Origin of the sequence: Sphaerochaeta sp. UBA5849 (assembly GCA_002432715.1) — a bacterium.
GTDB lineage: Bacteria > Spirochaetota > Spirochaetia > Sphaerochaetales > Sphaerochaetaceae > Sphaerochaeta.
The window spans coordinates 19,946-34,075 of record DJGJ01000067.1 but is presented as its reverse complement, the minus strand read 5'-3'; the positions used below and the strand labels follow the sequence as shown (position 1 = coordinate 34,075).

Below are 14,130 nucleotides of genomic sequence, written 5' to 3'. Positions count from 1 at the left end.
GGCCGCAAGGCCTTGCCGTACTCCTTTATGCCTCGTTGTCCTTCTGTAGGTTCATCTTGCTCACATTCCGTCTCACAACGAGCATGAGAAGCAGGGTGCCAAGGATTGCGATGACGATGGTATTGGAGAAAGCGATGATCAACTGCTGGGTGATCACCTTGTCCAGGGGTTCGGTGAAGATGAAGTAATCAAGTATGGCGCTGATCATATACCCGATGAAATTCCCCAAGAATGAGAGCAGGATGAACAGACCGATTGCCGATCTCTTCAACTCCCCTTTTTCAATGGTGTGGTCGGTCATTCTCCCGAACAGGCCGATGGTCGCTCCGACGATGCCGCTGCCGAGTACCCAGGTAAGCCATACACCCCAACCTGCAAAAAGGTCGGTGAGCAAATGACCAAGAAAACCGACCAAAAATCCGATGACCGGTCCATACACTGCCGCAAAGAGTGCCAAGATGGCCATCGCCGGCTTGATGGTGGTATTGGCAAACACCGGAATGCTGATCAGACCACCAACTCCATACAGTGCAGCCCCGATGGCGATTACAACCACCGCCTTAACCGGCTGCAAACCTTTTGATGTATTCATATGCCAACCTCCTGAGTATCAAATGCTTTTGTCATCATACCACCGAAAACGTAATTTTCCAGCCTTCACCTGTGCCTATTTGATAGGTTGATGCAAAACTTCCCTGATTCACGGCAACTGCGAGCTTGAGCAGGCTGTTTACGTAAATCAGAGGCTCCCCTTTTTGCACATCGGTGAATGCCTTGCACAAGGGAAGGTGGTAGCCATATACGATTCGCCCATCCTTGGTGATCAGGACCTGCAGCTGGTCCCCCCAACCGACGCCCAATTGCTCCAGGAATTCATTGCCGATATTTGTCCACAGCGATCCATAGCGGCTGTCGTGGATATCGATCGATCCTATCAGGGTTTTACCTTCAAGCCGCGCCCGTTCAATCTTCAGCTTGACGATTTTTGGCAAAACCGGTCCAATGTGCTCAAACTCAACCACGGCGGAAGCCAGGCGGGCACCGGTATACGAGTAGACATCACGCCCGAAGAAGGTATAGCTCTGCTGGCTGCCGGCAAGGCGGTTTTCCTCGACATTGATCGAGCGCACCTCGAGCAGCCCGATTCGATCGGCTACATGGGAGAGTGTCCCGTTGTCAGGGGTCACCACCAAGTGTCCGCTCTCGGTAAGAGCGACGATGCTTTTACGGTCCGACCCCACCCCGGGGTCGACAACACAAACAAACACCGTACCAGGCGCCCAATACGGCAGCGCCTGCGCCAGGCGGTAGGAAGCCTCCCAAATGTTGAACTGGGGAATATCGTGGGTCAGGTCATCCAGCCTCAAATGATTGGAGACGCCGTTGGCAACCCCGTGCATCGCTGAGACCGCTCCGTCACTGGTACCGAAGTCGCTGAGAAAAACCACCGTTTGTCTCTCTTTCCATGCCTGACTTGCAATAAGCTCATTTCTGAGTCGACTTTTCATCATGCTTCTCCCGCCTCCTTATCTGGCGGTCGAATTTCACGGCATAGACAAGAAGGACTACCGATATACCGACCACCACCAATCCTAGCACGGCAGCCACCAAGAAGGAAGGCTTGTAGACTATCCACAGCAAACTGAAGCCGACAAGCATCGAGAGGACGAGCAAGAGGATGGTAGACGTCAGCTTCTCAGTCTTCATGTTCCCAGGAATCCTTTGATTTCAGCGAGGAACTCGTCGTAGGTATTGGTAATGCGAAGGTCCGGGCACTCGGTGAGGATGTTCTGCGGAGCACGGAATAAACATCCCCCGTCAGCTTCCCTGATCATGCTCAGATCGTTGTAAGAGTCCCCTGCTGCAAAAGTGCGGTAGTTGAGGCTCCTCAGTGCCTGCACGGCCTTGCGTTTGCCGTCGTGCAGCCGCATCCGATGGCGGATGATCATAGCATTCTCATCAACTTCGAGGCTGTTGCACCAAATCATCGGATAATCGAGCTGACGCATCAGTGGCTGGGCGAACTCGGTGAAGGTATCACTGAGAATGACCACCTGCGTCATCGACCTGAGCGATAGAAGAAAGTCGTACGCGCCTTCAAGCGGTCTCATCCCGCCAATGACATCCTGGATGTCGGAAAGCCGCAGGTTGTGCTCTTTCAGAATCCTGATACGATTGGCCATGAGCTTGTCGTAATCAGGTTCCTCACGCGTGGTGATCTTCAGCTCCTCAATGCCGGTGCGCAAAGCAACATTGATCCAGATTTCAGGTACGAGTACCCCTTCCATATCAAGACAAACAATATCCATCACCCTACCTCTCATGTTGTGTAAGGTAGTATTACCGACACGCAGTTTTCATGCAAGGGGGAGAAGGAAGGCAAGCAAGGCAGCACTTTCACAGAGCACCTCGATCGCTCCAAGCACATCGCCGGTCGCCCCGCCCAGACGTTTTTTTGCAACCCGCATGACGGTGAGGTTCATAAGCAGAGCAAGACCAAGAGCGAGGAAAGCCTTCAGGGCAAACGTTTCATCATAGGAGAAGTAGCAAAGGGTACATGCAGCAAGCACCTGTGCAAAGGGGAGGATGCCATGCTTTTTGCTCGCCCTCCTCACAAGTTGGGAAGCCGTGCCCTCCCCACTTCTTGCATAAGGAAGAGCCGAGGCTGCCAGGACCTGCATCAACCTGCCGATGGCAGGTGCAAGGATGAGAGCCGGGGGATGAGAATCCACAAGTACGGTAAGGCAGGAGTATTGCAGAAGAAGGACCACGATGAGTGTGACAACCGCAAAGGCTCCGCTGTGGCTGTCACGCATGATCTCAAGCGCCCGTTCACGATTCCATCCCCCGCCCAAGCCATCGGCGAAATCTGCAAGGCCGTCGAGATGGAAGGCGCGTGTCAAATAGGCAGAGAGGGCAAGAACCAAGGCGGCTCGAACCGAGGCTTCGAAAGGCAGCAGGGCGACAGCGTACGAGCACAATCCAAGAACAGCTCCTACCAGGGGGAACCAGAACAAGCTCTTTTCAGGCGCATCCTCCCCTTTTCCCGGCACGGGAAACCGGGTAAGGGTCCTGATGGCAAGACTCAAGCCGAGCGAAGTCACAGCACGGCGCCCTTCAACGCAAGAGGCAGGCCGGCCACCAGCAGAATGACATTCTGGGCTATCTCGGCAATATCCTGATTCATCCAACCTGCAAGGTCGCGAAACGCCCTGCTCTCTGCATCGGCCGGAATCAGGCCCAAACCTGTCTCATTGGTAACAAGCAGAATCTCGCATGGGGGATGGTGAAGCACCTCATACAACGCATCCATCTGCTCAAACCGCTTGGACGGAATGCCATGGTGGTGCAGAAGGTTTCCCAACCAAACCGTCAGGCAGTCGATCACACACACCTCCACTGAAGGAGGAAGCTCCTTGATTGCCTTTGCCAAGTCAAGCGGTTCTTCTATGGTGATGAAACGGTCGCCCCGGTCTTTCTGATGGGCGGCGATTCTCTGCTTCATCTCCTCATCAATCGGCTGTGCAGTGGCGATATAGGCCCTCGACCCAGTCCCTTCACAGATACCCAGGGCATAGTCCTGGGCGTAGGAACTCTTTCCGCTTCTTCCCCCGCCTATGATCAGGCTCACCTGACTCTTGATACGGGTGCGAATTTTCATGCTCCCGGTCGTTGAAACAATAGTTCCCTTTCCAGCGTGCAGCGGATATCCTTTTATCTGGTTCTTTTTCAGGTCAATGGTAGCCATGTCGCCCTCCCCGATATCAGTTCATCATAGCATGGCTTTCCTGCAAGAGGGAGAGGGAGGCATGAAACTGCGCCTCAGAAAAAACTTCCAAGGTCAAAACACGCTCCACCCCATCCTGCTCTCCCTGCAATCGCAGTCGCTTGAGAAAGTACTCAATGTTCCCGGCATCCCCTTGGTCAAGACCAAGATGGTCGGTTCCGTCCTTCACCCCATGCAGATGACAGATGCGGGTCCGGTCCAACAATGAATCCATCACCTCGCTACTATCGTAACCCATCAACCAGACATGCCCGATATCCAAAGTGACCGACAGATCAAACCGTTCCACCAGGTCCTGTACATAACAGAAAGGATAGCTGAGGGTTTCAATGCAGAACATTTCCGAACAAACGTCGGTTCGCTCGAGCAGCGATTGCAAGGTTTCTGCACAGCAGTCGTGCCAGCGCTCCACTTCCAAGGATGGTACGTTTCCATACAGCTCCGGGGTGAGGTGGAGTACATACCCGAAAGGGTTGAGGCTGCGGGTCAGCCCGATGATGGAAAGAATTGAAGACACGCAGCCAGCGCGCAGGACGGGATCTGCACTGCCGGGTTGGATATCCAAGGGGAAATGCACCGTGTAGGAGAGATTGTGTTCTCCGGCAAGGGCGGCCAACTCTTCTATGACTTGCTTGGAGGGCAGATTGCTCATTCCTTTGCTTTCAAACAATACCAACTCGATATCATCGACCAACGGAGCAAGATAGCGGACATTCGGCAGGATATCATCGGCAAGGATATAGCTGGTGGTTCCTATGCGAAGATGCGGCTGCTTCATACCACCCCCAATCGCTTCAACAGCGCCGTGCTGTCTGTTACACACCCCTCCTCGAAGCTGGTCATCTCAAACAGCAAGTGACTTGCCAGTCGTACCAGCGGCCAGGCGGCCAGTGCCCCGGTACCTTCGCCCAACTGCATCGAAAGGTCCAAGAGAGGAGCTTTACATCCTATGGCATCAAGCACCGCCTGATGACCCTGCATGGCTGAGCGGTGGCAAGCAATCAAATAGTCGACCAATGCGGGTTCAATCCGTACCGCCAGCAAGGCGGCACAGCTTACGATATACCCATCCAACAGGATGGGAAGCCCCAATTCGGCTGCTTGCAGCATGCCCCCAAGAATCGAGGCCATCTCATACCCTCCAAGATTGCACAACACATCCATTGGTCCCCTCTCAGGATGCAATGCAAGGGCTTGCTCGATTACGGAAATTTTGTGCACAAGCTCTGCATCGCTCAATCCGGAGCCCTTCCCGGTAAGGGCGGCAACAGGCAGGCCGGTCAGGGCGGCAGCTACGCTGGACGCACTGGTGGTGTTTCCTACTCCCATCTCACCGAAGGCGATGACGTCACAGCCTCTCGTATGAGCGTGCACAACGTTTCGCTTTCCAGCGTCCATCGCCTTGAGGCAGGACTGCCTGTCCAGCGCCGGAGCAGTCAGGAAATTTCTACTGCCCCAGGCTACTTTCTCATCCACCACACCATCGGAGGGAAGAAAGGTGTGCTTCACAGCCACATCAATGATTGAAAACACTGCATCAGCCTGGGATGCAAAGAGCGAACAGGCGCCTCCACCAGAAGCAAAATTCAAGCACTGCTGGTAGGTTATTTCCACAGGGCTGTGAGTCACCCCCTCCTCGACAATACCATGATCGGCGGCAAAGATCAGAAGATGGAGGTGCTCCAACGGGCTGGGTTGGATCAGGGCCAGGTCCAAGGCGAGCTCGCTGAGCCTGCCCAGGCTGTTGGGGGGCATCGCTTTGCTCAGCAACAGTTGCTGGAAGCGAGGGAGGGCACTTCGGTCGATGGTTGGTATTGACATACACCCATTGTAGGAAGGTTGTGCTGGCATGACAAGGCGTGTCGCGATACAATACAGCCATGAATCCAGCACTCTATCTCTTTTTGGATATCCTGACCGGCATGGTCATTTCGGTCATGGTGGTTGCCAACACCCTCTACGGACAGGCGACTACGATGGGCGTCTCCTTGATCGTCAACCATACCATCGGATTGACCATCCTCTCCCTCATCCTTTTGGTCGGCAGAAGCAAACCGGCAATACGGGGGCCTGGATTGAAAGCTCCGTGGTATTTGTATTTCAACGGGTTGTTCGGTTTGGCCATCCTGAATTTGAATTACTATACCGTGATCAATGCCGGAGCTTCGCTTGCCATGGCCTCAACGGTTTTCGGGCAGAGCATCTGCTCGCTGGTCTTCGACCTCACCGGTTGGATGGGGATGCAGAAACGCTCCTTGAATAAAACCAAGGCTGTCAGCCTGTTGGTCAGCCTGGCGGGAATCCTTGCAATGGCCACCAGCGGCGACGGGACTTTCGCCCTACTCTCAATCCTGCTTGGCATTCTTGCCGGATCTCTGACCATGACCCAGATGGTGCTCAACAGCACCTTGGCCATCTACAAGGGACCAATTCGGGCAAGCCATCAGAATTTCATCGGGGGTTTGGCGGCAGGCTTGGTCTTCTACTTCCTTTTGCAGGGCGAACAGACCCTTGCAGGTCTTGCCGCCACGCCCGGCCTTCCCTTCCTGTTGGTTTTCTCCGGTGGGACACTCGCCGTGTTTGTGGTTGTGAGCACAAGCTATGTCATCGTCAAGATTCCTGCGGTCTACTCGGCGCTGCTGCTCTCTTCAGCCCAGATTCTCATGAGTCTGGCCATCGATACGATATTCTTTGACAGTTTCTCATTGCCTCTGCTGCTTGGCTCGCTGTTGATGCTCCTGGGCATGGGGGGAAACCTGGCTGCCGATAAGAAAGCTAATCCTTAGCAATCAGGTATACACCGTCTTTCTCCTGCACGAATCCTTCGTTTTGCAGTTGTTCGAGGCAATTGTCGATCCGCTCCTCTTCAAACGATGAGAGCACAGCTTGTATCTGCTCCCGCTCTTTTGCTCCGGTATCGGAGAGCAGGTGGATCAACTGCCCGCGAATCTGACGATTCGAATTCTCGAAGGGGCTCTGCCTTGCATAGTGTGCACTGCGCACGTTCGCATTCGGAAGCAGCTGCTTGAGCAAAACCCCGTAGTCCATCAGGGCATAGTACCAGCACTTCATATCCGTGACGCCTTCGGCCAACAAGGAGAGCAGCGATTCCAACCGCCTGTCCTTCACAGCCTCATCATCAGGGAAAAAACAGGTGAGAAGAACCCTGCGGATGTTTGTTTCCAAATAGATGGACTTTCTTTGGTAGCAGAAGGCCTGCAGTGCGGCAGAGGTGGCTTTTCCCACCCCGGGCAGTGATGCGATCAAGGCGGGGTCGTCGGGTATGGTCCAACCCCAGGCTTCGGTCATTTTTGCACTCTTTCTCAGATTCAATGCCCTGCGATTATACCCAAGCCCTTTCCAATGATAGAGCAGTTCATCAAGCGAGCAGCCCGCCAAATCGGCAAAGGTCGGCCAGAGAGAAAGAAATAGTTCATATTTGGGCTGAACGCGGGTGGTTTGGGTTTGTTGAAGCATCACCTCGGAGAGCAATATCCGGTAAGGGTCGCTGGTCTGCCGCCAGGCAAACCGGCGGCCATGATGCTCATAGAATTGCAATATGAGGGAGCGGAACTCCTTCAGGGATGTCTCTTCTAGGGTGAAAGATGGCCGAAGATATATAGCGGCCTCCGTTTCTGTCAGGGAAGGAAAGCCGTTCATTTCTTGTCGCCGAAACTCTCGGGCAATACAAAATCGCCTTTGTGGTAGACATTGGTCGCCTCTTGATCCTCTGCCTCCGCCATATGGGCGGCAGACGGATGCTCTCCACGCTTAAGCTTTTCCTGCTTGCGCAAATACCGTTCCAACGCCCGCTGCTTCGCACTTTCGCGCTGATAACTCTTACCGCTGGAGATGAGGATGGCAACCGGCCTGAGGCTTTTGATATTGGCACAGAGAATCTGCAGGACACTGGTCAAGGGTACGGAGATGAACATGCCGGGTATGCCCCAGATGAAGCCCCAAAGAGACAAGGAGACCAAGATTACGAAGGGAGAGAGGTTGAGCTGTCCCCCCTGAAGCCGTGGATCGATGATGTTGCCCAGAATCATCTGGGTGCTGATCGTCAAGATGCCGACATAGAAGACATTCGTCCAATCGGGTGCGAATTGAACCAGTGCCATGAGAATGGTAAGGGTGGTGACAATCACCGATCCGATGGAAGGGATGAAATTGAAGATGAATGCAAGAACACCCCAGAGGATCGGCAGATCAAGGCCGGTAACGACAGCTGTCAGAAAGAAGAGCAGACCGGTGAAAGTACTGATGACAGCTTTGAGAAGCAGATATTTGGAAATCTGGCGGGTGATACGTTCAAACATCACCGCAATCTTCATTCCCTTGCTCTTCGGTACTGCCGCCAGCAACTTGGGGATGACGCTCTGCTGCTCCAAAAGCAAGAACAGGAAGAAGATGTATACCAACGTTGCAACCTTGGTGATGTCCAGGAACTTATTCGATATGGATGTCAGGCTGCTGATGGCCAGGCTGGACCAGTTAACCGGCAGCAAGGAGAGAAAACTGGTCCCCAAAGGCAGGTCTATGAACTCTGAAACCCGGCTGGAGATGAGCCTGTCCAGCGAAACCACTTTCTCGGCGTAGAAGGGAATAAGGCGAACCAAGGTGTCCACGGTCATGATCACAAACCAGCCGGCCAACACAAAAATGAAGAGCAGGAGTACCATGACAAAGGTTATGGAAATAAACTTGGGGATATGCAATTTATCGAGGCGACGCAAAAGGGGGCTGAACAAAAGGAAGCAAAAGAAGGAGAGCACCAACGGGATGGCAACATCCTTGGAGAGTTTCAATGCTGCAAGAATTGCCAATACCGCAATTATCCCCAAAAAGATGTGTGAATATTTGTTGATGCCGGACGGAGTTTCTGTCATGGGACAACTATAGACTAGCTTGGAAAAACCTGCAATATCTGTTACTACTGGAATCATGGACCAACAAAGCAATCTAGGAAGGATTCAAATTGTGCTGGTGGACACTCAGGATGGAGCAAATATCGGCTCCACCTGTCGTGCAATGAAGACCATGGGAATAACCCGCCTCGTCCTTGTAGGGCAACGGGAGTACGACGAAAACCGGGTACGTACGCTGGCCCTCCACGCCAGTGATGTGTGGGACAACGCAAAGCGCTTCCCTACACTCAAACAGGCGCTTGCCGATAGTGTGCTCTCGGTCGCCGCAACCCGCAGACGGGGAAAGTTTCGCAAGGACTGTGCGCAGAGCCCCGCCCAATTGGCCGATACGGTGATGAAAACAGGCGAAGGCTTGGTTTCGATTGTCTTTGGCCGGGAGTCTGACGGCTTGACCGATGACGAGGTCGCCGAATGCTCGCTGGTGGTCACCATACCCACCAGCGACCAGTTCCCCTCTCTCAACCTCTCCCAAGCTGTTCAGATTATCACCTTCACACTCTTCGATACCATCAAGACGTATCCGGTGGAAGCAAATCCTGTGACCCAGTATCGGTGTGAAAAGGCAGCCCTCGCCTCCTGTGAAGCACTTGATGGTATAGGCTATTTCAAATTGGCCCAGGAAAAGCTATGGACTTTCAGGTTCTTGCGGGATGTATTCGTCCGTGCCGGTCTGACCGAGAGCGAAATCCAAAAAATGGAAAAGATTTTCGTGAAGATGTCCCGCATCAAGGCTTTCAAGGAGAGTGAAGACGATGTTTAAGTCTTTCTTCGATCCCATGCCCCGTGTGGTCGCCCACCGTGGCGACAGCGCCCACTTTCCCGAAAACACGCTGCCTGCCTTTGAGAGCGCCTGCAGGATGGGTGTCGATGTAATCGAGACCGATGTCCACTTGAGCAGGGACGGTCATCTGGTGATCTGGCACGATCCCACCCTCGAACGCAACACCAACGGCAGCGGCCGTGTGGAGGAGCATACGCTACAGGAGCTGAAGGCCCTCGATGCCGGCTACACCTTCACCTCCGATGGTGGAAAAACGTTTCCGTTCAGGGGCAAGGGCGTGCAGCTATGCACCCTCATGGAAGCTCTGAAAAGCTGCCCTGCCATGTGTTTCAACGTTGACTTGAAGAGCAAAGGGCCGGCAATCGTCGATGCCTTCATCCAGGTGATCAAGGATGAACATGCTACCCGGCGCGTGGTTGCCGCCTCGTTCCATCTCTCAAATCTCAAGCTCTTGAGGAAACGGGAGCCGAGAATCCAGACCAGCATCACCACAGCAGAAGTGCTACCCTTGCTTGCACTGCAAAAATTGCATCTCCTGCCCAAAAGGACGACGGCAAGGTCGAAGGTGATCTTCCAGGTACCGGTACGTCAATGGGGTATCGAAGTCATCACCAGGGACTTTGTTGAGGTGATGCACGCACGGGGTGCAATAATCCAGGTATGGACCATCAATGACGAAGCAGAGATGCATAGGCTGTACAACCTTGGAGTTGACTCCATTATGACCGACAAACCCCAGCTGGCAATCAAGGTTGCCAACGAGCTGGGATTACGTAAATAAGCATTTCAATTCTTTGGCCCCCAACATCTCAGAGAAAAGGCCATAGTTGCCGGTTTCATATCGTATGCGGCCGGCAAGTATCGCAGGAGAACGTTTGAGCTCTTTTGCCGTTGCCAATATTTTGGAGGGTGACCAAGCGGATGCATCACCCAATGCTTGAACATCCACCCGTGTCGCTGGGATTAAATGCTCCATGGCGAAATCATTTGCTTCTTGTTCCAGAAGGGATTCACACTCTTTAGGATTGGAAGAAGTATCATCAAAAAAGGCTCTATCATCTACTCCGCCATAGAGATGCTTTGCGACATGAGCCAACTCATGCAAGAGAGTAAACCAGAAGTTGTCTACTCGATCATGCCGCAAAGAAAGAACAACCAAGGGTTTTCCATCATGAGATGCAAAAGCTGCACCATCTACATAAGTTTTCGGGAGATGGGGTTCTACCACGAAACGTATTCCATACGTATAAAGATAGTCTTTCACCAAGAGCGGGCCTTTGGGATACATGCTGAATGAGAGCAATTCATTGAAGAAAGAGTCATCAAGAGCATCCAAAAAAAAGTCATCAACCTCATCAGCCCCGTACTTTTGCAATATATGGGCCTGCCAAGCCAGCAATACATCAAGATTTGGGTTTCCTTTCGATTGTTTGCAATACAGCGGCTGGGGAGTTTTCCCGCCAAACCGGCTGAACAAAGTGGACATGGCTTCTTCGAAGTATTCCTTGACCTGGGAAATGATTTGGTAGTCTGGGAAATATCCAAGCTTGAACATATCAGACACGGGAAAATCCTCATACGCGAACCGTCTTTGTGGAACCTGGTTTTGCTGTGTATCCTTAAGAAGGATTTCAGCGGGAATCTTCAGTTCTTCATGAACTTTTCTGATCATGGAGAGGCTGAGCGGCCGTTTCCTGTTCAAAATTTCTGATACCTTGCCCTGACTTCCAAGAATTGGGATGAGATCTTTTCTTGTGAGTCCTTTTTGATCCATCACAAACACTATCGCATCAATCGGGTCAGGGAGGTCAACGGGAAAGGTCTTCTCTTCATATAGCCAGACCAACGAAGTGTACAATTCAATCTCTTCATTGACGGCTGTCGATTCGGGTTCTTCCATCAGAGACTCTATATGCTTCAGCGCCATCTCATAATCTTGATCATTCTTTATCAGTTTTGGTTTCATTATATAGTCTCCGCATTTACATTACTGTACTCTGCATGCGTCCCGATGAATCTGATGAACATGGTTTGTGTAGAATATCTTACTTTCGCTATAATCCTGTAAGAATTGCCTTTGATGTTGAATACTACTCTATCCCCAGGAATAATGTCTGCTGAACCAAATACTTCTTTGATGGCGATGGGACTTGGATATTCTTTCTTTTCCATCATGTGAAACCATGTGGCCAGTTCTCTTTTGACATTTGGGTGACAAGATCCAAATTCAATCAAACACTTTCTTGATATCACATGCATACTGTATATCCCTTTCTGAAAATAATCAATATAAAGTTTCCCGTTTTGGGATATTTGGTTGTCGATTGTCTCCCACCTTCCAGTCATTCGTTGACAATTGTCCTCAGCAGTATCAAAAAGTTACCTATGTATGCATACACGACTGATCGCTTCTGGTTTGAGGTATCTGAAGACTTCTTCCACGCTGATTTCATAGAGAATGACAAAGCCTATGCACGCGTCCTTGATGTTTTAGAACACCATAAGAGTGGGCGGAGTAATCTGCAAGGAAGGTGTCTCATCCTTGCACTATTTTCGTTGGATAGAGGGAATTGGGAGAGAGTACTCCCAACCCCAAGAACCTGATTCCCTGTTTACTTGAGCATCGCTGCAACCGAGAGGTTCTCGCTCTCGATATCCTTGAAGTACTTGTAGGTGTCCACCTTCAGTTCACCGCAAGCCGCTTCATCGCACACGATGACAGCCTTGGGATGGAGTTGGAGGGCACTGCAGGTCCAGCTTTGGCTTACTCCCCCTTCAATGGTTGCCTGCAAGGCACGGGCCTTGTTGTGACCATTGACCAGGATGATGACTTCGCGGCTGTCGGTAACCGTCTTGACTCCGACGGTCAAGGCCTGGGAAGGGACCTTGTTCAGGTCGTGCCCAAAGAACCGGCTGTTCATAACCTTGGTGTCGTACGTCAAGCTCTTGATGCGGGTTCGGCTGGAAAGGCTGGAAAAGGGCTCATTGAAGGCAATGTGACCATCTGCGCCAATACCGCCAAGAAACAGCTCTATTCCCCCGAATGCGGCAATGGCCTCCTCATACAAACGGCACTCCTCCTGCAGGTCCTTGGCTGTTCCATCAAGGATGTGCACATTCTCAGCCTTGATGTCAATATGGTTGAAAAAGTTCTTCCACATGAATGTGTAGTAGCTCTGCTCGTGGTCGCGCTCAAGGCCGACATACTCATCCATGTTGAAGGTGACAACATTGGCAAAGGAGACATATCCTTCCCTATTGAGCCTGATCAACTCAGCATAGGTTCCCAGCGGAGACGATCCTGTGGGAAGTCCAAGTACAAACGGTCGATTTGCATTCGGTTCAAAGGCCCTGATTCTATTGGCAATATACCGTGCAGCCCAAAGGGACAGATTCTCATAATCGTTTTGGATGATGACTCGCATTGTTCTCTCCTTTTCACCTCATCATAAACTGAAACCAGAAGGTGGGCAACTCTCAGAAGGCTCGCTCGATGATGCCTCCACAGAGAATTGCAGGACCGTCATAGAGCACCAGCGACTGGCCGACTGTGGCAGCTTTGACTTCATCGCTGAAAATTGCCGTGATGGTCCCATCGGGATTCTGGCGGGCTTTGGCCTGGGTGGCATACCCTGTAGAGCGTATTTTTGCCTGAACCGGCACCTCGCCATCAAGCCCGGCGACTTTCGACCAGACGACATCGCCGGCGATAACGGTGCTCTGCAGGGTTTCCTCTACAAATCCGACGACCACTTCGTTGGTATCGGCTCTCAGCTCCAGTACATAGAGAGGTCTCTCAGCGGCTATTCCCAAACCCTTGCGCTGGCCGATGGTATAGTGCCAGATGCCTTCATGCCGGCCGAGCACTTCCCCTCTCCTATTGACGATGTTTCCCTGACGGGCGGTGATATCCAGCAAGTCGGTGTAATCCCCATCGTAGAAGTCCTGGCTCTCCTCTTGGTACACCTTGTGAAATCCTTGTGCAACATCGATTTTCCGCACTTCCTCCTTGGTCATTCCACCGAGTGGGAAGAGGGTTCTTGCAAGCTGTTGTTGGTTGAGGCGATAGAGGAAGTAGGACTGGTCCTTCTTCAGGTCCACAGCTTTTGCGACTGCATAGCGGCCGTCCTGTTCAACTATTCTGGCGTAGTGGCCGGTTGCGAACCTATCGAAGACAAGACCGCTTTGGATGGCATACTCGACCATGGCTCCAAACTTGATCTTTGCATTGCACCAGACACAGGGATTGGGAGTCCTCCCGTCCATGTATTCCGCCTTGAAATTGGCCAGCACTATTTCCTCAAAGAGGTCGCTGAGTTCAAGCACCTGGTGCTCGATTCCGATTTTCTCGCATATTCTCTTGATGGCCCGAATGTCCTCGGTCTTATCCGGGGCGAAACAACTGGTGGAGTTCAAGGGACGAGTCAAATGAGAGCGTTTATTCCAAATGGTCATCGTAACGCCCATAACCTCGTGCCCTTGCTGCTTCAATAAGTAAGCTGCAACTGAAGAGTCAATCCCTCCGCTCATGCCTACCAGTATCTTCATCGTTCCTCCAAAGTTTTACCTGTAGATAATAACAAAACCGCCCTGGAATCCAAGGCGGTTTCTGAAAGCGAGAGTGACGGGACTCG

At 52.1% G+C, this 14,130-nt stretch carries 17 protein-coding genes; 3 read left to right on the top strand and 14 right to left on the bottom strand.

The features are described from left to right. Window positions 1-25 precede the first annotated feature (25 nt). The 8 genes from B3K89_RS11970 to cobT are packed head-to-tail and all read right to left on the bottom strand — an operon-like array spanning window position 26 to window position 5,608. Window positions 26-592, bottom strand: a complete 567-nt coding sequence (locus tag B3K89_RS11970; protein WP_320349945.1) for an ECF-type riboflavin transporter substrate-binding protein — start codon at window positions 590-592, stop codon at window positions 26-28. Between the two features lie 34 nt (window positions 593-626). Continuing rightward, window positions 627-1,511 carry an S-adenosyl-l-methionine hydroxide adenosyltransferase family protein gene (locus B3K89_RS11965; protein ID WP_345907451.1) on the bottom strand — a complete coding sequence of 295 codons (885 nt, stop codon included), beginning with the start codon at window positions 1,509-1,511 and terminating at the stop codon, window positions 627-629. Then, window positions 1,486-1,707 carry a hypothetical protein gene (locus B3K89_RS11960; protein ID WP_345907450.1) on the bottom strand — a complete coding sequence of 74 codons (222 nt, stop codon included), beginning with the start codon at window positions 1,705-1,707 and terminating at the stop codon, window positions 1,486-1,488. Before B3K89_RS11960 ends, B3K89_RS11965 begins: the two co-directional genes overlap by 26 nt. After that, window positions 1,704-2,309 carry a bifunctional phosphoserine phosphatase/homoserine phosphotransferase ThrH gene (gene thrH / locus B3K89_RS11955; RefSeq protein ID WP_345907449.1) on the bottom strand — a complete coding sequence of 202 codons (606 nt, stop codon included), beginning with the start codon at window positions 2,307-2,309 and terminating at the stop codon, window positions 1,704-1,706. Before thrH ends, B3K89_RS11960 begins: the two co-directional genes overlap by 4 nt. Before the next feature lie 48 nt (window positions 2,310-2,357). Beyond that, window positions 2,358-3,104 (bottom strand): adenosylcobinamide-GDP ribazoletransferase, encoded by a 747-nt coding sequence (cobS, locus tag B3K89_RS11950; RefSeq protein ID WP_345907448.1) that lies wholly within the window; start codon window positions 3,102-3,104, stop codon window positions 2,358-2,360. Continuing rightward, window positions 3,101-3,748, bottom strand: a complete 648-nt coding sequence (gene cobU, locus B3K89_RS11945; RefSeq protein WP_293908704.1) for a bifunctional adenosylcobinamide kinase/adenosylcobinamide-phosphate guanylyltransferase — start codon at window positions 3,746-3,748, stop codon at window positions 3,101-3,103. Before cobU ends, cobS begins: the two co-directional genes overlap by 4 nt. Before the next feature lie 16 nt (window positions 3,749-3,764). After that, a complete protein-coding gene (gene cbiR / locus B3K89_RS11940; RefSeq protein WP_345907447.1) occupies window positions 3,765-4,565 on the bottom strand; it encodes a cobamide remodeling phosphodiesterase CbiR in 801 nt (266 codons plus the stop codon). Further along, on the bottom strand, window positions 4,562-5,608 hold the full coding sequence (gene cobT, locus B3K89_RS11935; RefSeq protein WP_345907446.1) for a nicotinate-nucleotide--dimethylbenzimidazole phosphoribosyltransferase: 1,047 nt from the start codon (window positions 5,606-5,608) through the stop codon (window positions 4,562-4,564). The genes cbiR and cobT overlap by 4 nt, the downstream gene beginning before the upstream one ends. Before the next feature lie 59 nt (window positions 5,609-5,667). On the opposite strand from cobT, the gene B3K89_RS11930 reads away from it, so the two are divergent. Then, complete coding sequence (locus tag B3K89_RS11930; protein ID WP_345907445.1) at window positions 5,668-6,573, top strand: DMT family transporter; 906 nt, start codon at window positions 5,668-5,670, stop codon at window positions 6,571-6,573. On the opposite strand, the gene B3K89_RS11925 is transcribed toward B3K89_RS11930, so the two are convergent. Together B3K89_RS11925 and B3K89_RS11920 are read right to left on the bottom strand one after the other, a co-directional pair. Further along, window positions 6,563-7,345, bottom strand: a complete 783-nt coding sequence (locus B3K89_RS11925; RefSeq protein WP_345907444.1) for a DNA repair protein — start codon at window positions 7,343-7,345, stop codon at window positions 6,563-6,565. The two genes, B3K89_RS11930 and B3K89_RS11925, sit on opposite strands and share 11 nt — an antisense overlap. Window positions 7,346-7,443: 98 nt before the next feature. Beyond that, a complete protein-coding gene (locus tag B3K89_RS11920) occupies window positions 7,444-8,676 on the bottom strand; it encodes an AI-2E family transporter (protein ID WP_298503838.1) in 1,233 nt (410 codons plus the stop codon). Window positions 8,677-8,731: 55 nt separating this feature from the next. On the opposite strand from B3K89_RS11920, the gene B3K89_RS11915 reads away from it, so the two are divergent. Both B3K89_RS11915 and B3K89_RS11910 read left to right on the top strand, forming a co-directional pair. Further along, window positions 8,732-9,475, top strand: coding sequence for an RNA methyltransferase (locus B3K89_RS11915; protein ID WP_293908712.1), 744 nt, complete (start codon window positions 8,732-8,734; stop codon window positions 9,473-9,475). Further along, window positions 9,468-10,277, top strand: coding sequence for a glycerophosphodiester phosphodiesterase (locus B3K89_RS11910; RefSeq protein WP_293908713.1), 810 nt, complete (start codon window positions 9,468-9,470; stop codon window positions 10,275-10,277). Before B3K89_RS11915 ends, B3K89_RS11910 begins: the two co-directional genes overlap by 8 nt. Here the strand turns inward: B3K89_RS11910 and B3K89_RS11905 are convergent. The 4 genes from B3K89_RS11905 to mnmA all read right to left on the bottom strand — a co-directional run bounded on the left by B3K89_RS11905 (window position 10,266) and on the right by mnmA (window position 14,044). Continuing rightward, window positions 10,266-11,462 carry an ImmA/IrrE family metallo-endopeptidase gene (locus B3K89_RS11905; RefSeq protein ID WP_293908714.1) on the bottom strand — a complete coding sequence of 399 codons (1,197 nt, stop codon included), beginning with the start codon at window positions 11,460-11,462 and terminating at the stop codon, window positions 10,266-10,268. The two genes, B3K89_RS11910 and B3K89_RS11905, sit on opposite strands and share 12 nt — an antisense overlap. Beyond that, a complete protein-coding gene (locus B3K89_RS11900; protein WP_320349675.1) occupies window positions 11,462-11,755 on the bottom strand; it encodes a type II toxin-antitoxin system HigB family toxin in 294 nt (97 codons plus the stop codon). Before B3K89_RS11900 ends, B3K89_RS11905 begins: the two co-directional genes overlap by 1 nt. Before the next feature lie 353 nt (window positions 11,756-12,108). Continuing rightward, the gene (gene nagB, locus B3K89_RS11895) at window positions 12,109-12,921 is read right to left on the bottom strand and encodes a glucosamine-6-phosphate deaminase (RefSeq protein WP_293908715.1); all 813 of its coding nucleotides are present in this window, start codon (window positions 12,919-12,921) and stop codon (window positions 12,109-12,111) included. Between the two features lie 52 nt (window positions 12,922-12,973). Then, window positions 12,974-14,044, bottom strand: a complete 1,071-nt coding sequence (gene mnmA / locus B3K89_RS11890; protein ID WP_298502522.1) for a tRNA 2-thiouridine(34) synthase MnmA — start codon at window positions 14,042-14,044, stop codon at window positions 12,974-12,976. Window positions 14,045-14,130 lie beyond the last annotated feature (86 nt).

Coding starts and splice junctions, on each gene's coding strand:
- B3K89_RS11970 (WP_320349945.1), bottom strand. CDS start 592: ATGAATACATCAAAAGGTTTGCAGCCGGTTAAGGCGGTGGTTGTAATC.
- B3K89_RS11965 (WP_345907451.1), bottom strand. CDS start 1,511: ATGATGAAAAGTCGACTCAGAAATGAGCTTATTGCAAGTCAGGCATGG.
- B3K89_RS11960 (WP_345907450.1), bottom strand. CDS start 1,707: ATGAAGACTGAGAAGCTGACGTCTACCATCCTCTTGCTCGTCCTCTCG.
- thrH (WP_345907449.1), bottom strand. CDS start 2,309: ATGGATATTGTTTGTCTTGATATGGAAGGGGTACTCGTACCTGAAATC.
- cobU (WP_293908704.1), bottom strand. CDS start 3,748: ATGGCTACCATTGACCTGAAAAAGAACCAGATAAAAGGATATCCGCTG.
- cbiR (WP_345907447.1), bottom strand. CDS start 4,565: ATGAAGCAGCCGCATCTTCGCATAGGAACCACCAGCTATATCCTTGCC.
- cobT (WP_345907446.1), bottom strand. CDS start 5,608: ATGTCAATACCAACCATCGACCGAAGTGCCCTCCCTCGCTTCCAGCAA.
- B3K89_RS11930 (WP_345907445.1), top strand. CDS start 5,668: ATGAATCCAGCACTCTATCTCTTTTTGGATATCCTGACCGGCATGGTC.
- B3K89_RS11920 (WP_298503838.1), bottom strand. CDS start 8,676: ATGACAGAAACTCCGTCCGGCATCAACAAATATTCACACATCTTTTTG.
- B3K89_RS11915 (WP_293908712.1), top strand. CDS start 8,732: ATGGACCAACAAAGCAATCTAGGAAGGATTCAAATTGTGCTGGTGGAC.
- B3K89_RS11910 (WP_293908713.1), top strand. CDS start 9,468: ATGTTTAAGTCTTTCTTCGATCCCATGCCCCGTGTGGTCGCCCACCGT.
- B3K89_RS11905 (WP_293908714.1), bottom strand. CDS start 11,462: ATGAAACCAAAACTGATAAAGAATGATCAAGATTATGAGATGGCGCTG.
- B3K89_RS11900 (WP_320349675.1), bottom strand. CDS start 11,755: ATGCATGTGATATCAAGAAAGTGTTTGATTGAATTTGGATCTTGTCAC.
- nagB (WP_293908715.1), bottom strand. CDS start 12,921: ATGCGAGTCATCATCCAAAACGATTATGAGAATCTGTCCCTTTGGGCT.
- mnmA (WP_298502522.1), bottom strand. CDS start 14,044: ATGAAGATACTGGTAGGCATGAGCGGAGGGATTGACTCTTCAGTTGCA.